Annotated in this window: 15 protein-coding genes and 1 riboswitch; of the genes, 14 read left to right on the top strand and 1 reads right to left on the bottom strand. The window is 40.3% G+C overall.

The genetic code is table 11. The features are described from left to right. Positions 1–168: 168 nt before the first annotated feature. Positions 169–1,593 carry an alanine/glycine:cation symporter family protein gene (locus O2S85_RS17800; RefSeq protein ID WP_269410617.1) on the top strand — a complete coding sequence of 475 codons (1,425 nt, stop codon included), beginning with the start codon at positions 169–171 and terminating at the stop codon, positions 1,591–1,593. Between the two features lie 286 nt (positions 1,594–1,879). Here the strand turns inward: O2S85_RS17800 and O2S85_RS17795 are convergent, their stop codons facing one another. Then, positions 1,880–2,038, bottom strand: coding sequence for a hypothetical protein (locus O2S85_RS17795; RefSeq protein ID WP_269410616.1), 159 nt, complete (start codon positions 2,036–2,038; stop codon positions 1,880–1,882). 460 nt (positions 2,039–2,498) lie between these two features. On the opposite strand from O2S85_RS17795, the gene O2S85_RS17790 reads away from it, so the two are divergent. From O2S85_RS17790 to hutH, 13 genes are all read left to right on the top strand, one after another. Then, a complete protein-coding gene (locus tag O2S85_RS17790) occupies positions 2,499–2,705 on the top strand; it encodes a helix-turn-helix transcriptional regulator (RefSeq protein WP_269410615.1) in 207 nt (68 codons plus the stop codon). Between the two features lie 20 nt (positions 2,706–2,725). Beyond that, a complete protein-coding gene (locus O2S85_RS17785; protein ID WP_269410614.1) occupies positions 2,726–3,124 on the top strand; it encodes a hypothetical protein in 399 nt (132 codons plus the stop codon). A gap of 938 nt (positions 3,125–4,062) precedes the next feature. Further along, positions 4,063–4,344 carry a hypothetical protein gene (locus O2S85_RS17780; protein WP_269410613.1) on the top strand — a complete coding sequence of 94 codons (282 nt, stop codon included), beginning with the start codon at positions 4,063–4,065 and terminating at the stop codon, positions 4,342–4,344. A gap of 11 nt (positions 4,345–4,355) precedes the next feature. After that, a complete protein-coding gene (locus O2S85_RS17775) occupies positions 4,356–4,919 on the top strand; it encodes an ABC transporter permease subunit (protein WP_269410612.1) in 564 nt (187 codons plus the stop codon). Continuing rightward, positions 4,919–5,980 (top strand): ABC transporter permease, encoded by a 1,062-nt coding sequence (locus tag O2S85_RS17770; RefSeq protein ID WP_269410611.1) that lies wholly within the window; start codon positions 4,919–4,921, stop codon positions 5,978–5,980. Before O2S85_RS17775 ends, O2S85_RS17770 begins: the two co-directional genes overlap by 1 nt. Next, positions 5,965–6,108, top strand: coding sequence for a hypothetical protein (locus O2S85_RS17765; protein ID WP_269410610.1), 144 nt, complete (start codon positions 5,965–5,967; stop codon positions 6,106–6,108). Before O2S85_RS17770 ends, O2S85_RS17765 begins: the two co-directional genes overlap by 16 nt. A 771-nt stretch (positions 6,109–6,879) precedes the next feature. Further along, positions 6,880–7,185, top strand: a complete 306-nt coding sequence (locus O2S85_RS17760) for a hypothetical protein (protein ID WP_269410609.1) — start codon at positions 6,880–6,882, stop codon at positions 7,183–7,185. A 121-nt stretch (positions 7,186–7,306) separates the two neighbouring features. After that, positions 7,307–7,487: riboswitch (cobalamin riboswitch) on the top strand. A 60-nt stretch (positions 7,488–7,547) separates the two neighbouring features. Next, on the top strand, positions 7,548–9,983 hold the full coding sequence (locus tag O2S85_RS17755; RefSeq protein ID WP_369419635.1) for a ribonucleoside-diphosphate reductase subunit alpha: 2,436 nt from the start codon (positions 7,548–7,550) through the stop codon (positions 9,981–9,983). A 141-nt stretch (positions 9,984–10,124) separates the two neighbouring features. Further along, positions 10,125–11,171 carry a ribonucleotide-diphosphate reductase subunit beta gene (locus O2S85_RS17750; RefSeq protein WP_269410608.1) on the top strand — a complete coding sequence of 349 codons (1,047 nt, stop codon included), beginning with the start codon at positions 10,125–10,127 and terminating at the stop codon, positions 11,169–11,171. A gap of 9 nt (positions 11,172–11,180) precedes the next feature. After that, positions 11,181–11,648, top strand: a complete 468-nt coding sequence (locus tag O2S85_RS17745) for a flavodoxin domain-containing protein (protein ID WP_269412636.1) — start codon at positions 11,181–11,183, stop codon at positions 11,646–11,648. Between the two features lie 156 nt (positions 11,649–11,804). Continuing rightward, positions 11,805–12,044 (top strand): hypothetical protein, encoded by a 240-nt coding sequence (locus tag O2S85_RS17740; RefSeq protein WP_269410607.1) that lies wholly within the window; start codon positions 11,805–11,807, stop codon positions 12,042–12,044. A gap of 217 nt (positions 12,045–12,261) precedes the next feature. Next, a complete protein-coding gene (gene nhaC, locus O2S85_RS17735) occupies positions 12,262–13,668 on the top strand; it encodes a Na+/H+ antiporter NhaC (protein ID WP_269410606.1) in 1,407 nt (468 codons plus the stop codon). 201 nt (positions 13,669–13,869) lie between these two features. Further along, positions 13,870–15,369 carry a histidine ammonia-lyase gene (gene hutH / locus O2S85_RS17730; RefSeq protein WP_269410605.1) on the top strand — a complete coding sequence of 500 codons (1,500 nt, stop codon included), beginning with the start codon at positions 13,870–13,872 and terminating at the stop codon, positions 15,367–15,369. The last annotated feature ends 83 nt before the right edge of the window (positions 15,370–15,452 follow it).

Genomic DNA, 15,452 nt, shown 5'->3' with positions numbered 1-15,452 from the left:
AGGGCTTCTTTTCTATTTAAATTGGTTGCGGTTTTCGTCATTACCATTACCTGTCCACTTAAACAGGATGAACCTGAAAATGGCATATGTTTTTTGAAAAATGATTACGGGAACGGAAAAGAAAGATATGTTTTAAAGGGTTTTTAAAGATTGAAGGGAGAATATTGCATGGACACCATTCAAACGTTGGTAGAGAATGTGAACGACAACTTTTTGACGTATATTCTTATTGTTGTCTTACTCGGATTAGGCTTGTGGTTCACGATTAAAACGGATTTTGTCCAATTCAAAATGATTCCCGAAATGTTCCGGGTTATTTTTGATAAACGGACGGTTAGTGCGGATGGAAAAAAAGGGACATCTTCCTTTCAGGCATTTGCAATTAGTGCCGCTGCAAGGGTAGGGACCGGGAACCTTGCCGGTGTAGCATCTGCCGTAGCGCTAGGTGGACCTGGTGCCGTGTTTTGGATGTGGCTGGTTGCTTTATTGGGATCGGCGTCTGCCTTTGTGGAAAGTACGTTGGCACAGGTCTATAAGGTGCCCGAAGCGAATCAATATCGCGGGGGACCTGCTTATTACATAGAAAAGGGGCTCAATAACCGCTGGCTGGCGATTGCCTTTGCGATAATTATCACATTCACCTATGGGCTTTTTTTTAATTCTGTACAATCCAATACAATTGGGCTTGCTTTTTCTGGAGGATTTAACTTTGACAATAGGCTAATGGCCATTATTCTTGCCTTGCTGACCGCGATTGTCATCTTTGGCGGGTTGAAAAGCATTGCTAATGTCACCCAATACATTGTTCCGGTGATGGCTGTTGTTTATATTATCCTGGCACTTTTTGTTTTGGTGGCTAATATAACTGCGATTCCGGGTATGATTGCATTAATTGTGGAAAATGCGTTTGGTATTCGTGAAATAGCCGGTGGCGGATTTGGTGCTGCCATTATGTTGGGAATTAAGCGTGGCTTGTTCTCCAATGAAGCCGGTATGGGTAGTGCACCGAATGCGGCAGCAACTGCAGAGGTTTCCCACCCGGCAAAACAGGGCTTAATTCAGGCCTTGGGCGTCTTTTTCGACACAATTTTAATTTGTAGTGCGACCGCATTTATTATTATCTTGGCTGGCGGCTATGAGGGAAGTCAATTAGACGGGATTCAAATAACCCAAAATGCGGTTCAGTCTCAAGTGGGTGAATGGGGGGCTATCTTCATTGGTATTGCCATCTTTCTGTTTGCCTATAGTTCGATTCTCGGAAATTATTATTACGGGGAAAATAATATCGGTTATATCAAAAATAGTAAAGTAGGCTTGTTTATATACCGGATTGCCGTTATCTTGATGGTTGCCTTTGGTACGGTTGCATCATTTGATTTTGTTTGGGCACTTGCCGATCTGTCTATGACAATTATGGCTTTGGTTAACCTCTATGCTGTTGCCAAATTGTTCAAGATTGCCAACCGCGTTCTGAAAGATTACCGCGAGCAGCGCAAAGCCGGCAAGGACCCAGTATTTTATCGTGATGTTTTAGAGGATGATACTGGTGTCGAATTCTGGGATCGGGAAACCGCCTCGCATGCGGATAAATAGATTTATAAATTGAAACTTCATACAGTGGGAGAATTACAGCTCGTTAATGCATGATAAACTGCTCACCTGACAGTGGGGCAGTTTATGGCCGTGATTGGATTCTTCCTTTCTATGGCATGGTTAAATATGGATAAGCTGAGTTTGATACGCAATCAAACTCAGCTTATTTGTCAGATATAACACCTGTCAAAATAGTTTTTTAAGTATTGAAAGGTTTAGTAATCATTATTATTCACCGTTTCACCATCCTTCCTATCTATGAAACTATCCGATTTTTCTGCGAGTCCTAGGTCATAGGTGATAAGAATAACACCACAACCTTTTTTCGGTTCATTTCCTGCAAGAGTGTGAATATCGTCTTCCCTGTTTCAGTATCCAGGTTTCCCGTTGGTTCGTCAGCTAGCAACCAATCTGGTTCGTGTACCAATGCACGAGCAATAGCCACACGCTGCTTTTCTCCTCCTGATAATTGGAACGAGAGCGAATTCATTTCCGGTTAATTTCTACACTCGCCAACATTTCCTTCGCCCGGTTGATCTTGTTATATATTTTTTACACAAATTACTGACTATAATAAAAGTTGAAAGGAAGGGAACGGATGATAGTAAGGGTGGGGAAAAAGCGTACAGAAAAGTGGTGTGTTGCTGAATGCTGATATAAACGGGACAGCAAGCATTTTAAGAAAAGTAGTTCCGAATGCGTTTGCAAACATAAATAGCGGCGGTGTCCCCCTGCCACATGCAGTCAATATACATTAGTATACACCCGGAAACTCGTGATTTATAACCTAAGGATTTTAGTCATTAGAGGTCCATTTACATATTTTGAAGATGTATTATAGACCTGTATGTATAGTTTAAACTATATTATGTATATGATACTATACAATAGAGGTGAGGATAAACTTGAAAAAGACGGTGGTTAAAAACAACGTAAGGTATTTAAGACGTAAAGCCGATTTAACACAAGAGGAATTGGCCGATCAGGTAGGGGTGCATAGACAAACCATTATTTCTATAGAAAAACAAAAATATGAACCTAAGATTGGAGTGGTGTTAGCTATAGCGTCAATTGTAAATGAGCCGGTGGAAAAGGTGTTTTTTTTGGAATAATAAGTTTGGGAGTGAGATGGATGCGAGCCAAAAAGTGGATGATACTTCTTTTTTATTTATTACTGCTGTTCGAGTTTATTTACATGGGTTATTCAAAACTTATGAATAATAATAATTCCTGGGTTTTTTGGGGAGTACTTTCAATCGCAGCGGTTTATCAGATTATAAGTTTTTTAATAAAGAAAAAGGATGAGAGTTGGAATTCGGGTTATGTCATTGCAGATCACAGAATTATACGTCAAATATTAGTATCTCTTGCTTTATCATTTGTTTTTATTTTAGTTTTCTTGGTGATTGGAACGGTAGGTCTGTATACCGGTTTTATTGTAGGGAATCCAATCAATGTTATGGTTGCAGCAATTATTTTTAGTGTGCTTGTTTTCATGGTATCCCAAATTGTACAACAGTTTATCAATTAAACATTTTTAATTGGTTTCATACTTAGTTATCTACTGATTCCAACCGTTTGGAGAATGTAGTGGCACCACTGTTTGCTAGAAAAGGTACCAAACTCAACTGAAAATACTTTAAAAAGGTCCTACAAATAACTGTCCGGCCATGCGGAATGCGTTCATTCTTAAATATGGGACAGCAAAACACCATAAAATACGGCTATCATTTTGCGAAGCCGGTAGCCAATTTAATTATTCACTTTTTATTTATATTAAAAATGCCTCTTTTAAATCACATCAAAATAAATATCGTTCCTATCATACTTTTTTTAAAAAAGAACATATTTTTTCCCATGTATTCTAGATTCCCGGAATTTATGTGCCGGTACTTTTTAAATAATCATTTAAGGCCTGTTCTACAACGGTAACCATTGTGGTGTCGTGATTGGCTGCGTATCTGCTTAACTTGCGATGAAGATTGGGATCCATCTCAAATGTGACTTTCTTTTTAAGTGAGGATCAGGTGGTCAAAGTTAAAAAACTAAATTTTTACTGGAAATGGGCAGGATTTTACCCCGAAATATAGAAAACCTCCTTAGGGCCCAACCCAAGGAGGTGAGTCCACTGAATAAGCAGTGAATAAAGGAGTTTTTCCTTTACATTACTAAGGTATATGATTTTGGTGCAGGGGGCGGCTGATTTCAGACAATCCAGAATGTACCTACCACCGACAATTTTCACCATCTTACCAGGGATATGAATATTAATCAGAATATCTTGAAATATACTGTTTCGAGGGAACGGGCAAAAAACACCCATTTTTAAATATCATTAATTTATTCTAATTCTATGGCGGTTATTTTATACTGCATAAAAAATAAGTTAGAAAAAGCATTACCACATCTGCATCTCGAAATGTGTTTATTGAAATCACCGAGATAACTAAATGGGATGGGGGACAGTACATGAGTATTTATTATCGTATCATTCTAAAGTTTCTCCTTACCGTTATGGGTATTGTTCTAGCAGCTGCGTTACCTGCTCTGTTCGATGGGTTAAAGCTAAATGTTTATGGCTACATAGATGCAGTTGAATCAATTGTATCGAGCATGGTTCATCCAAGTACAATAACATACGACGTTTTCGAGAAAACGTATTCCGTATTTCCTGGTATCTGGCAACGCTGGGAATATTCTATGATACTACTTGTCGTTGCCTCATTGCATTTCTTTTCGCTTTGGCGTTAACCCTCATTACAATGCTGCTTTCAGAAAAGGGGCGTAAAAGGATCAAGTTTCTATTCTTTATTGGGGAATCCATTCCTGATGTACTTGTAATTGGTCTCTCGATTCTTGCAGCAATTTTCATCCATCAGCATACGGACATGGTGTTTTTTAGTATTGGCTCCTTCGCAGATAAACGGGTATTTGTCATACCTATTATCGTACTGGCTATATTGCCGACGTTACTTTTTTACCGTACCATGATTTACGATTTTGAGGAAGAATATGCTCAACTCTATATCGATTTTGCAAAATCCAAAGGGTTAACAACACATAATATTTTGTTTTCCCACGTTTTGCGTAATGCCATTATCAATATCTTCTTGCACGCCAAATCTATTACCTGGTTTATGCTGTCCAACCTGCTTATGATCGAATATGCATTCAACATCGACGGTTTGATGCACTTTATAATGGAGCACTATTCACCCCCAATATTAGCAATGGGTCTGTTGTTCATATTTGTACCCATTTATGCGATACAGGCTTTGGGACAGAGCATAATAGAAAAAATGACCGGCAGACAGGTGGAGGTTTGATGATGCATACAGAAAAACGTTTAAAAAAGCTATTCCAACATCCTCTTTTTTTGAGCGGATTTATATTTTTGGTTTTGTTAGTAGCTGCCAGTTTTATTCATGCTATATTTTTTCATGGCAAGATACCAGTTACCGACTTTCGCTACGATAGCCAGGGGAAAATGACAGGGAGCGGACCATTTAATCCATTGGAAGTACCTCCACTTGGAACCGATGAAGTAGGGAGACATATTTTTGTACTGTTATTACAGGGGGCCAAATATACGTTAGGTATTTCGATACTTGTCGCCGGTTTACGGGTTATGATATCGGCTATAATTGGTTTTCTTTTCGGGGGATTCTTTTCCAGGATAAAGCCATATGTCAGTAGGTTTGTGAATGGATTTTATTTTATACCAACAGCACTTCTCTGTTATGTGCTTCTTTTTGACGTGATCATGATTCCCAATTATACAGCAGATGAATACAGTTTCGTACTACGAGCTATTTATGAGTTGATTATCTTAACGATTGTAGCCATCCCAACCACTTCATTGTTAATTGGAAATCAGGTCGACCATATCTATAAAATGGAATTTATTACAACTGCTAAAACACTGGGAGGGAGCCGTATTCATTTATTGCGAAAACACGTTCTACCTTATATGATACCCCGCTTGTTTATTCAATTCACACTAGAAATTGTTCAAGTATTGGTGTTGCTCATTCACCTTGGGTTTTTTCATTTATTATTTGGTGGGACAATTGCAAAAGATCTGGGTGATGGACAATCCGCATACCTTTCCGTTTCCAGTGAATGGTCCGGCATGGTTGGTAATGGGTTTGATCATCTAAGTGGCTGGTCCTGGATGTTCTTTGATGTGATTATTGCCTTTACGATGGTTATTTTAGCCCTGAATTTTATAGTTAAAGGCATGAACGATATATTTCTGGAAGAACGTAAAATGACCAAGAAGAATCAGATAAAAAAACGCCCGGAGGAAAAAAACTCGAGCCAAATAAAACAGAAATTAGACTTTACGTTGCTGATTTGCTTAATGCCTCTGTGGCATTATTTATAACATCATACATTGTTGGTTCCTGGGTAGGAATGGGTATTGGTGTTGTTAGCTTCGGAATGCTTATTTTTGTTATTTTAGCTAGTGTTATTACTGCTTTTTCAGCATCCAAAAGAAAAATTGAAGAATAAATTAACCAGGTACATTCACAGGATAAGATTGTGCTTCAATTGGGCTAGATTGTAAAACAATTTGAAGGAGGAGGGGGTCCTAGTATGGTTAAAAAAAGACACTTATGGATTCCGTCAAATTACGGATATTTAGCCTTTTTCACACCGATAATCGGTTTAATCTCATTTCTGTATATTAGAAAGGCTACAAATAAAAATTATACAATCTCGATAAGGATTCTACAGGGATTAAACTGGTTTTTTATTGTTTTTCCATTTGCTGTTATTCTGTACATAATGTCATACTTTAATTGATATGAGAGCCTAATTCATAGGGGGGAATTTTGCATCCAACCGAATATGAGCTAACTAGCCTAAATGGGGTGGTACATTTGATTTTATTTGCAGAAATTTTAAGTGCGATAGCCAGTGTTTTATTTGTTATTATTTCAGTCTTATACTTACGGCATTTGGATAAAATAAAAAAACAGAGAAAACTCTCGCCTTCTGAACGAACCATATACATAGTTATATTTATAGCACTAATATGCCTTATAATTAGTGTATTGATTTTTCAGTTTGGTGGTTAATTAATTAGATCATTACGCATTTTCAATTTTCAAGCAAAGTTTTTGTTGCATTTTATTACTTACTACTATGTAGCCGGTGTTATGACAACCGGTTTATTTTTTTGCTATTGTGATATGTGATGTGATAAGTATAATTACCCTTTGTATAAATTTTAGTTTCCTTTTGATAGCTAAACGCAGGAAACTTTTTAGGGAGGTCAAGGTGTGGATTCATCTTTTGGATGTTGCTGTCGTACTCATGATCGTTGTTATGCTCAATTCGGAAATAACGACTGTGGATGTGATCAAAACCTTGTTAATTATTTTTTACTTTGTAATTGGATTCTTTATTTATTTTTCTACGGTGAAAAATGTGAAGCGTAAGATTGCCTTTATAAAAGCAGATACATGGGGTAAAGGAGAGTCCAAAAACACTAAATTCGTCGTTTGGTGGATAGGAGGACTTACTATTTGGGGAGTTGCGGGTATCTTTCTTATTGTATCGTGGTTCTTTACTAACGCTGGATAAAATAAAAAATGATTTTTTAGATTCGATTAAAAAACCCTTGCTAAACTGACAAATATAATTTAGGATAGATAGTAGTAGCCAACACAATATATTGTGTAATTTTTTGTAGAATAAAACTATATATAGTATTTGACAAAAAGATGCTTTTGCTTAATTGGGAACCTGGTGCAAATCCAGGACTGCCCCCGCAACTGTAAATGCTGACGAAACTGAGTAAACACCACTGTAATTCTATCAACGGGAAGGGCTCGGGTGTAGGTTGAAGCATGAGTCAGGAGACCAGTCTTTTAGGCGTTGAAAATATGCTTTACTCAATGCGTGTCTAATAAAATTTCAACTTCTTCGGGGATGGAGAAGATGAAATGATAGTGTCAACCAAGATTGGACGGGAAAGAATGTACGTTTCCTTCGACTTTCTTGATGATTGTTGGCATTGTTGTTTCGATCCACTCCAAGTTCTGGTGTGGATTTTTTCATTTTCCAGGGAGTTTCATAGGGAGGAAGAAATAATGGAAACACAAATGGATGCAATGGTCGATGAAATTGTTGCCGTCATTGAAGATGCAGCACAGCGGTATAACCTGAAGGCAGATGATGTTATTCGGGAACTACAGTCAATGGATGTGACGAAAGAGGAGGCAAACGAGCAGGCATTATTTTATGCTTTAAATCATATTGCCATGGATCAGCCAGGGTGGACGTTTGTAGCGGCACAGATGTATTTAAATGATCTTTATGCACAAGCAGCAGTAAATCGCGGATATGATCCAAGTAAAAAATACGGAGACTTTTATCAATTAATCCAAACGCTTACGGATAAAGGCATCTATGCAGCGGATTTGCTTGCTGTTTACGATAAAGATGAGATCATCGCTATTGGTCAGGAGATCGATCCGGAGCGGGATAAGTTATTCAATTATATTGGTCTATTTTTACTGGCCGACCGGTACATAGCAAGGGATCATGAACATCGGGTGTTTGAATTACCACAGGAACGGTTTATGATTATTGCGATGACATTGATGAAAAACGAAATGAAGGATAAACGCCTGGAACTTGTGAAAGAGGCTTACTGGGCCATGAGCAATTTGTATATGACGGTCGCCACACCAACGCTTGCCAATGCCGGGAAAAGTTTTGGTCAGTTGTCCTCCTGCTTTATTGATACAGTGGACGATTCGCTTGATGGGATTTACCTGAATAATTGGGATATTGCCAGATTAAGCAAAGACGGCGGCGGAATTGGTATTTACTATGGAAAAGTACGGGCGCTTGGGTCTGATATTAAGAAATTTAAAGGAAATTCATCAGGGGTTGTCCCATGGATCCGCTTATTGAACGATACCGCAGTCAGTGTTGATCAGCTTGGCCAGCGGCAGGGAGCTGTAGCCATTTATTTGGATGTTTTTCATAAGGATATCATGAATGGGTTCCTTGATCTGAAAACCAATAATGGTGACGAACGCCGGAAAGCCCACGATATTTTTACTGGAGTGGCCATTCCAGATTTATTTATGAAAAAGCTGCAGGAAGTTGATGAGAACGGCCGCAGTATTGGCGAATGGCATACTTTCTGCCCGCATCAGGTGAAACAAATCATGGGCTGGAAAGATGAATCAGGTAACCCGCTTGGCTTAGAAGACTTCTATGATGAAACAGATACGAAATATTTTACCGAAAAATACGAAGAAGCGGTTAATCACCCGTTACTGCCAAGGAAAACCTACCGGGCGATGGATATTATGGCCCGCATTATGATTGCTCAACTGGAAACTGGTACACCGTACATGTTCTATCGTGATGAAGCAAACCGCCAGAACCCGAATAAGCATGTCCGCGGCAAAGGCTATACATCAATCTATTGCAGTAACTTATGTACAGAGATTATGCAAAATATGTCGGCGACAACAATCACGAACGAATATCAGGATGAGGAAGGCAATATTGTGATGATCAGAAAACCAGGTGATTTTGTCGTCTGTAATCTATCATCGGTTAATTTACCTCGTGCGGTTGAAGCGGATGTGATCGAACGACTGGTGCCGATCCAAATGCGAATGCTTGATAATGTGATCGATCTGAACACGATTAAGGTTGGTCAGGCACAGGTAACCAATCAAAAGTATCGCGCGGTTGGACTCGGGACATTTGGCTGGCACCACTTGTTGGCAAAGCAAGGAATCTATTGGGAGTCAGAGCAATCGGTAACCTATGCCGATACACTCTATGAAACAATTGCCTATCATGCCATTAAAGCTTCGATGGAACTGGCAAAAGAGAAAGGAACGTACAAGGAATTTACTGGATCGGAGTGGGAGACAGGTGCGTATTTTGATCGCAAGGGCTATGATACCGAGGCTTGGCAGGCTTTGCGTGATGACGTTCGTGAACATGGACTGCGCAATGGCTGGCTAATGGCGGTAGCACCAAATTCGTCTACAGCAAAAATTGGTGGTTCAACTGATGGGATTGACCCAATTTATGCAGTAGAATATGCCGAGGAGAAGAAGAATTTTAAATTTAAAGTAACACCACCAGACCTCAATCACGAGACATATGCCTATTATCGCCGCTCCAGACACGAATTGGATCAGCATTGGAGTATTAAGCAGAACGCGGCCCGTCAGCGTCACGTCGATCAAGCGATTAGTTTTAACTTGTATGTCCGACATGATATTAAGGCAAAGGATTTATTGAATCTGCATCTTGAAGCCTGGAAACAAGGATTGAAAACGACCTATTATGTCAGAAGCACATCACAAGCGGAAATTGATGAATGTGAGGCGTGCCATAGTTAAGAGGTTAGATGCCGGGCGTCAGATGTCGGAGGCGTGAAAAGCACCAGCGCATTCGCCTCAGCAGATACGGGTCCGGACACGGCCAATTACCTGAGAGTAATATAGCTATCCCTTTATAGATAATCAGAGGAGGTTAAACCAATGTCGGTTAACACACCAATCAAACGCATTAATTTACTGAATCCGGAGTATCCGAATAAGTCAACCGGGATCATTAATGGAAAATCATCGGGGTTATTAAACTGGAATGATATTGCTTATCCGCAAATGTATGACCTGTACCAGGCGCTGTTATCAAATTTTTGGAAAGCACAGGAAATCAATATGCAGGATGATATCAAGCAATGGGACTTGTTAAGTGAAACCGAACAGGATGTTTTTTTACGGGTCAATACCCAGCTGGCCATGCTTGACAGTTTGCAAACACCGACCATGAATCAAGTGATGGATTATGTCACAGATTCCAGCTTTAAGGCGATTTTTGCCGTGATTTCCCAACAGGAGGCGGTACACAATGAATCCTATTCCTATATTCTTAGTTCACTGGTACCTTTAAAAGAACAAAATCGTCGCTTCAATCAGGCGAAAAGTGATCCGGTTATTAAGAAACGAAACCAGTTGATTTTGGATGTGTATGATGAATTCAGAAACCATCCAACACCATTGAATTTATTCAAGCTTGCGGTAAATTCAGTTAACCTGGAAGGCATCTATTTCTATGCTGGCTTTGCTTTTTTCTATAACCTGGCCCGGCAACAGAAAATGTTAAAAACTAGTACGATGATCAGCTATATTCAAAGGGATGAGATGCAGCATACGTATTTCATCACCCAGCTTATCCGCATCCTGCTTGCAGAAAATAAGGAATTGGATACGGATGAAAATATCGATTATATCTATCAATCGATTGATAAGGCAACTACATTAGAAAAAGATTGGGCACATTATATTTTGGCTGATATAAATGGAATTGATCTGGAAGAATTTGATCAGTATGTTGAGTATCTTGCCAACAAGCGATTACGACAAATAGGCTTGAACAATTTATATACGGAACGGGAAAATCCAATGCCATGGATCCATGTTTTCAGTGACGAGATGATCAACGAAACCAAATCGGACTTCTTTGAACAAAAGGCGCGAACCTATTCCAAGGTAACCCAGTCCAATGGCTTTGAGGAATTGTAGGTGATTGGCATGCGAATTGCGATGGTTTATACATCGGTAACCGGAAATACGGAAGCAGTGGCAGCAATTATTCAGGAGAAACTTCAGGAACGCTTAGTTGATGTCGAGCTATTTTCAGTAAGGAAATTTCCAATGGAGCGATTGTCGCAGTATGATGGCTTGGTGATTGGGACATATACGTGGGCAAATGGCAATATTCCCGGTGAGATGATGAATTTGTATATGGAGCTGGAAAGAGCAGACACTCCAAATTTGGTTACCGCCATATTCGGCTCCGGTGACAGCTTTTTCCCGTATTTTTGTGGTGCAGTCGATGAATTTCGTGATATGTTGTATGTTCAAACTGATTTGGCGGTAACATTGAAAGTGGAATTACGGCCACAGTCTGAGGATGTAAGGAAATGTACGCGATTTGTTGATTGTTTGCTGGATAAAGTGAAACAGCATTCGATGGGGGTTATTGCAGCTCCCAGATGATAAAATTCAGCTTGGTACAACCAGTAAAAATGAATAGATAGGTAACAAATTGATTTTCCAGCATGATAGAAATAGTCATGCTGGATTATTTTGTGTGGTTGGTTTGAGCAAGATCGATTATGGACTGCTCCTTGCAACTGGTCATACACTCGCTTGGTGGTTTTGATTCGAGTTTCCCACCAATCGGTCGTGATGGGCATGCTCACGGTAGATTTCCGCGCGTTTTCTCCCCAACCAACCGAGATAGCCATGTTCCCGGATGATTCGGCATACTTTTTCATTCCTATCAACCATCCCCCCTTTCTTTCCGGTGGCTTCTCAGCACTTGTCATTCAGCTATCGAATACATGTGGCCGGCCGATGTTGACTCGGGTTTGCTCGGCATATAATTTATAAGTAGATGAAATTCACCATCTACAAAGCAAATAAACCCATTGACTTCATCACTTTACCATGATAAAGTATTAAAGAACCAATAAGATAGTCTAACAAATTGATATTAAAATAGATAAACGCCCTTACTGAACAAACTAGTCTTTTTATCAAGTAAGGTGCATAGGTTCTTGCAAAGAGCAGGATAAATATAGAGGTAATTTTCATAGGGGGGATAAGGATGGAGAATTCCAAGAAAAAGATTCCATTAATATTAGCACTCATTCCATTTGTTGTTATGATTGTTGCGATGACCTTTGTCATTATTGTTTATGATGGAGCCCCACATATTCCAATTCTGTTGGGTGCTATTGTAGCTGCATTTATTGCGTGGTTGTGCGGTTATTCCTGGAGTGATCTGGAACATTACATTTATCAAGGTATCACCAAAGTGTTACCAGCCGTTATTATTTTGATTTTCGTTGGACTTATTATAAGTGCCTGGGTTGGCGGGGGAATTGTGACGACGATGATATATTATGGATTGGAAATCATCACGCCATCCTTTTTCCTTGTGGCGATGTTAGTGATTTGTGCGGTTGTTACGTTGATGATTGGCAGTTCCTGGTCGACGATTGGTACGATTGGTGTAGCTGGCATGGGAATTGGACTTAGCATGGGGATTCCGCCGGCCATGATTGTTGGTGCGATTGTCTCTGGTGCTTTCTTTGGTGATAAAATGTCGCCACTTTCCGATACAACAGTGCTGGCATCAGGAATAGCTGGAACAACGTTATCGGAACACATCAAGCATATGCTGTATACAACGGTCCCTGCCTTTATTATTGCGCTAATTGTCTACCTGGTTATGGGAATGAAGTTTGCGGGCAATTCCATTAACGCGCAAAATATTGATGCGGTTATGGAGAGTTTGCAAGCGAATTTTGTGATCTCGCCGTGGCTGTTACTCATTCCGTTGGCGGTCATCTTTCTTGTGTTTAAAAAAGTTCCCGCATTGCCCGCGCTTACCGTAGGAATTATTTTGGGCTTTTTAGCGGAAATTTTGATTCAGGGTGGAAGTATTGGTGATGCGGTGAATGCACTGCAAGAAGGGTATCATATCGAAACAGGAAATGACACGGTTAACGATTTATTAAATCAGGGTGGACTGGAATCCATGTTGTACACTGTTTCCTTGGCAGTTGTTGCAATGATCTTTGGTGGCCTGATGGAAGGAACAGGTATGCTAATGGCAATTGTTGAACAAATCCTGAAGCTGGCACGTACGGCGAGAAGCCTATGTGCAACAACGGTCGTATCATCATTTTTAACCAATGTGTTTACTGCTGAACAGTATATTTCTATTATCATTCCGGGGAGGATGTATGCACAAAGTTTTAAAGATAAAAATCTGCACCCCAAAAACCTGTCACGAGCGCTTGAAGACGGTGGAACGATTACTTCGGCACTTGTCCCATGGAGCACGGATGCGGTGTTTGTTGCCAGTACGCTGGGAGTTGGTGCAGTAGCATATGCACCGTATGCAGTCTTGAACTATTGTGTTCCCGTTATCTCCATCATTTTTTCACTTGTCGGGTTTTCCATTGTTTACCGGAAACGAGGTACATCAGAGGAGACAAATAATTAACTCAGACTTGAACAAAAACCGAAAAACAGGTATAATATAAAATAATCAGATATTTGTTCTTGAGGTGGGCATATGCTTGGTTATTACCATTCGATCCAATCAAAATATAGAGGTGAGCAAGAGGCTTGGTTCCAGTAACCGAAGCCTCTTTTTTATTGGGGACTTTACCATGATAAATCGATACTGTGGAGGTATGGCAAAATGATAACATTGACAGGAAATACATTGACACTTGCTGAAGTAGAACGCGTTGTATATAAAAATGAACCTGTAGCTTTATCTGAACAAGCGGTACAAACCATTTTTCAAAACAGGCAAAAGGTGTATGAATTGATTGAAAAAAAACAAACGATGTACGGGATTAATACTGGTTTCGGCAAATTTAGTGACGTGGTAATTGAACCGGATGATTTACAGGATCTACAGTTGCATTTGTTACATTCGCATGCATGTGGGGTTGGTGAAGCATTTCCCGAAGTAATTAGCCGGACAATGCTGCTACTAAGAGCAAATGCATTGGCGCAGGGCTATTCCGGGGTGCGTCCGGAATTAGTCAAACAGCTCGTATCCTTTATCAATGCGAAAATCCACCCGATTATACCGCAACAGGGCTCACTTGGCGCAAGCGGTGACCTGGCCCCGTTAGCACATCTGGCTTTGGGGTTATTAGGTGAAGGGGAAGTGATTTATAAGGATAAACGAATGCCGGCAATCGATGCATTGACGCAGGAAGAAATAGCTCCCTTACAGCTTGAGGCGAAGGAAGGTTTGGCTCTGATCAATGGTACACAGGCAATGACAGCGGTTGGCGTTATTACCTATCTGGAAGCGGAAAAACTACTAAGTCAATCGGAACATATTGCTGCAATGACGATGGAAGGATTAAACGGGATTATCGATGCGTTTGATGCCGATGTCCATCAGATTCGCGGCTATGAGGAACAAATAGATGTTGCCAAACGAATCCGCGCTATATTGCAGGATAGTCAGCTGACAACGAAACAGGGCGAACTACGGGTGCAGGATGCATATTCCCTGCGTTGTATTCCCCAAGTGTTGGGTGCTTGCTGGCAAACCGTTAACTATCTTCGTGAAAAACTAATGGTTGAAATCAATGCCGTTACGGATAATCCGTTAATTTTCTCCGAGGATAATAAAGTAATCTCCGGTGGAAACTTTCATGGACAGCCGATCGCATTTGCTATGGACTTTATCAAACTGGGAATCTCAGAAACTGCCAATATAGCAGAACGTCGGATTGAACGGTTAGTAAATCCGCAGCTGAATGATTTGCCCCCATTTTTAAGCCCGAATCCTGGTCTTGAATCTGGTGCGATGATCATGCAGTATAGTGCCGCATCACTCGTTTCGGAAAATAAAACTTTGGCGCATCCGGCAAGTGTTGATTCGATTCCATCATCAGCCAATCAGGAGGATCATGTCAGTATGGGAACGATCGCTGCCAGGCATGCATGGCAAATCCTGACCAATGCACGGCGGGTTGTAGCAATTGAATTGATCTGTGCCATGCAGGCGGTGGAATATCGTGGGGTAGAAAAGATGGCTGCCCAGACTAAGGCGTTATATGACCAGGCAAGAGAAGTGGTTCCTTCGATTACAAAAGATCGGGTATTTAACAAGGATATTGAAGCGTTGACGAGTTGGTTAAAGGCGTATGAATATGAATGTACCATGCATTAATGGGCCGACCTCGGTCCTTTGTATCCCCCTTTTTGAACACGCACATATAGAACTATTTAAATGAAATGTAGCATTACATTGTT

The sequence above is a fragment of the Lentibacillus daqui genome, assembly GCF_027186265.1.
Lineage (GTDB): Bacteria > Bacillota > Bacilli > Bacillales > Amphibacillaceae > Lentibacillus_C > Lentibacillus_C daqui.
Note: the sequence above shows the minus strand (reverse complement) of the source record. Positions and strands in the feature narration are given on the sequence as shown.

Coding starts and splice junctions, on each gene's coding strand:
- O2S85_RS17800 (WP_269410617.1), top strand. CDS start 169: ATGGACACCATTCAAACGTTGGTAGAGAATGTGAACGACAACTTTTTG.
- O2S85_RS17785 (WP_269410614.1), top strand. CDS start 2,726: ATGCGAGCCAAAAAGTGGATGATACTTCTTTTTTATTTATTACTGCTG.
- O2S85_RS17780 (WP_269410613.1), top strand. CDS start 4,063: ATGAGTATTTATTATCGTATCATTCTAAAGTTTCTCCTTACCGTTATG.
- O2S85_RS17775 (WP_269410612.1), top strand. CDS start 4,356: ATGCTGCTTTCAGAAAAGGGGCGTAAAAGGATCAAGTTTCTATTCTTT.
- O2S85_RS17770 (WP_269410611.1), top strand. CDS start 4,919: ATGATGCATACAGAAAAACGTTTAAAAAAGCTATTCCAACATCCTCTT.
- O2S85_RS17755 (WP_369419635.1), top strand. CDS start 7,548: ATGATAGTGTCAACCAAGATTGGACGGGAAAGAATGTACGTTTCCTTC.
- O2S85_RS17750 (WP_269410608.1), top strand. CDS start 10,125: ATGTCGGTTAACACACCAATCAAACGCATTAATTTACTGAATCCGGAG.
- O2S85_RS17745 (WP_269412636.1), top strand. CDS start 11,181: ATGCGAATTGCGATGGTTTATACATCGGTAACCGGAAATACGGAAGCA.
- nhaC (WP_269410606.1), top strand. CDS start 12,262: ATGGAGAATTCCAAGAAAAAGATTCCATTAATATTAGCACTCATTCCA.
- hutH (WP_269410605.1), top strand. CDS start 13,870: ATGATAACATTGACAGGAAATACATTGACACTTGCTGAAGTAGAACGC.